Origin of the sequence: Flavobacterium kochi (assembly GCF_048286715.1) — a bacterium.
Taxonomy (GTDB): domain Bacteria; phylum Bacteroidota; class Bacteroidia; order Flavobacteriales; family Flavobacteriaceae; genus Flavobacterium.
On sequence record NZ_JBLVPW010000063.1, the window covers coordinates 1 to 3,205 of the forward strand.

Here is a 3,205-nt window from a genome sequence, read left to right on the forward strand (position 1 = left end):
AAATTGAAATATTATCCGTTTACTAAAAAGTCTGTAGTACACAAACTGGAAATAAAAAAAAGTGAATCACTTATAGACAGTGGCAGTTCGGGCTAAAGACCTGCAACTTGGGTTAAATCATTTCCTTTTCATTTGATTATCCTATTCCAGATACTTTGTATTTCCTGTTATTATATAAAACTGAATTTCCAAAACATTCTAATTGCTTTATAAAAAAACTCCATTCCAATAAAAATTGAAATGGAGTTTTTAAAACCTGTTTATAAACAACCTTTATTCTTTTATCAATCTGATTGTTTTTTGGTTAATACCCTGACTAACTATCGCAATGTAGGCACCTGATGGAAGCCCATCTCCAAACTTGATTTGTTGTCCATCACTATTATCTATGTGTTTCACCATTCTTCCAAGTGAATCATATACTAATACTTCTACTTTTTCATCGCTACCTCCTTCTACAATCAAGGTAAATTGATGATCCGTTGGGTTTGGATAAGCTATCACATCAAATGGAGTAGACTCTACAAGTTTTTTATCAAGTTTAACCATTTTTGTATGTATCGTAGGTGTCACACACAACGGTAAACAACTACCTATATAATCGCCATGATCTAAATGAGATTGAACAGCGGATTGATCAACGCACAATTCATGACATGGATCATTACTATTACCCGTTCTATGGCAAATCTTAACTTTTGCATTACCACTATTACCGGCAAAGCAACGATCGTCTTCTGAATATACATCAGTAGTTTTTGATACTGTACATCCAATGGCATCGGTAACAGTTACAGTAAATCTAGCATTTGCCATCAAAGTTGCAGTAACTGAATAAGAACCTCCAACAGGTACATTCGTTGCTGTAGATATTGGTGAAGAACCAGATGCTGGACAAGTGTTACCTACTGAAGCACTTGCAGCGGAACCTGCAGGAGAACCAATACTAGCGGTCCAATTTTCATTACCTGAACTTGAAACTACGTTACAATTAAGTATTCTAGAAGACATATCTAATTTACTCATAGTGATACAAATTTTATATGGTGCAACTCCTCCAGACGGTGTTCCTTTTATAATAGAAGACTGATCAAGTGAATAGCCATAGTAAAGTTGTGGGTTGTTATTATTGACTGTTACATCCAATGTTTTAGTAACGGTTACCGTAAAATTACAAGTGGAATTATTGCCACATGCATCACTTGCAACTGCAGTTACTGTCGTTTCTCCAGTGTTAAATATTACATTATCAAGTGTCGTATAAGCACCTGTTGTTGATGTGGTAGCACCACTTAATGTATACTTAATAACTGTACTGCTACAATTATCTGTTGCAGTAGCATTCCACGCTGTGCCAGAATGTTTGTAAGTACATGAAGCATTGTTAGGAACAACAGATTTGTTTGCTGTGCATGTAATAGATGGAGTAATGTTATCACTTATGGTAATTGTCTGTACTTGATCGATGGCTAAGTTACCACAGTTATCAACCAAATGCCAGGTTCTTTTGATTACTTTACTTCCCAGACATGAACCATTAGTTACCACATCAGTAAATGTTGAATTTAATCCAGTTGAGCAGTTGTCTGCTTCATTGGTTACATCTCCAGTTACTATTACACTAGCGTCGTAAGTACAGGTTGCTGTTGTATATATAGTTTTATCTACTGGACGGGTGAAGGTCGGCGCGGTAGTATCAAGAACTGTAATGGTCTGTACCTGGTCTGCTGCTGCGTTTGTGCAGTTATCAACCAAATGCCAGGTTCTTTTGATTACTTTACTTCCCAGACATGAACCATTAGTTACCACATCAGTAAATGTTGAATTTAATCCAGTTGAGCAGTTGTCTGCTTCATTGGTTACATCTCCAGTTACTATTACACTAGCGTCGTAAGTACAGGTTGCTGTTGTATATATAGTTTTATCTACTGGACGGGTGAAGGTCGGCGCGGTAGTATCAAGAACTGTAATGGTCTGTACCTGGTCTGCTGCTGCGTTTGTGCAGTTGTCTACCAAATGCCATGTTCTTTTGATTACTTTACTTCCCTGACATGAACCATTAGTTACTACATCCGTAAATGTTGAATTCAATCCAGTTGAACAGTTGTCCGCTTCATTTGTTACATCTCCAGTTACTATTACACTAGCATCGTAAGTACAGGTTGCAGATGTGTATATAGTTTTATCTACTGGACGAGTGAACGTTGGTGCGGTGTTATCACGAATAGTAATGATTTGTACCTGGTCTACTGCTGCGTTTGCGCAGTTGTCAACCAAATGCCATGTTCTGGTGATCACTTTACTTCCCTGACATGAACCATTAGTTACTACATCAGTAAAGCTTGCCTGTAATCCGGTGGAGCAGTTGTCTGCTTCATTGGTTACATCGCCGGTTGCTGTAACTGTCGCATCGTATCCGCATGTCGCATCGGTATAGATGGTGATGTCCGCAGGACGGGTGAAGGTCGGTATGGTAGTATCAAGAACTGTAATGGTCTGTACCTGGTCTGCTGCTGCGTTTGTGCAGTTGTCAACCAAATGCCATGTTCTTTTGATTACTTTACTTCCCTGACATGAGCCATTAGTTACTACATCCGTAAATGTTGAATTCAATCCAGTTGAACAGTTGTCCGCTTCATTTGTTACATCTCCAGTTACTATTACACTAGCATCGTAAGTACAGGTTGCAGATGTGTATATAGTTTTATCTACTGGACGAGTGAACGTTGGTGCGGTGTTATCACGAATAGTAATGATTTGTACCTGGTCTGCTGCTGCGTTTGCGCAGTTGTCAACCAAATGCCATGTTCTGGTGATCACTTTACTTCCCTGACATGAACCATTAGTTACTACATCAGTAAAGCTTGCCTGTAATCCGGTGGAGCAGTTGTCTGCTTCATTGGTTACATCGCCGGTTGCTGTAACTGTCGCATCGTATCCGCATGTTGCATCGGTATAGATGGTGATGTCCGCAGGACGGGTGAAGGTCGGTACGGTAGTATCTATGATGGTGAAGGTCGCGTCTTTTGTAATTGAGTTTCCACATAAATCGGTAAGTGTAAAGGTTACCGTTTCTGTTCCTGTTGCTCCACATAAATCGCTTAATCCTGTACTGTCATTTGTTACTGTCGCTGTTCCGCAAGTATCGCTACCAGAGAAGCTCGCCAACCATGTTGTAAAGGCTGCCGCATTTCCAGAAGGATTA

General features: G+C 39.4%; 1 protein-coding gene. It reads right to left on the minus strand.

Annotated features, from left to right (window positions below; translation table 11 throughout):
- Positions 1–273: 273 nt before the first annotated feature.
- The coding region (locus tag ACNQGH_RS21770) for a T9SS type A sorting domain-containing protein (RefSeq protein WP_417958117.1) at positions 274–3,205 on the minus strand (2,932 nt) is incomplete at its 5' end.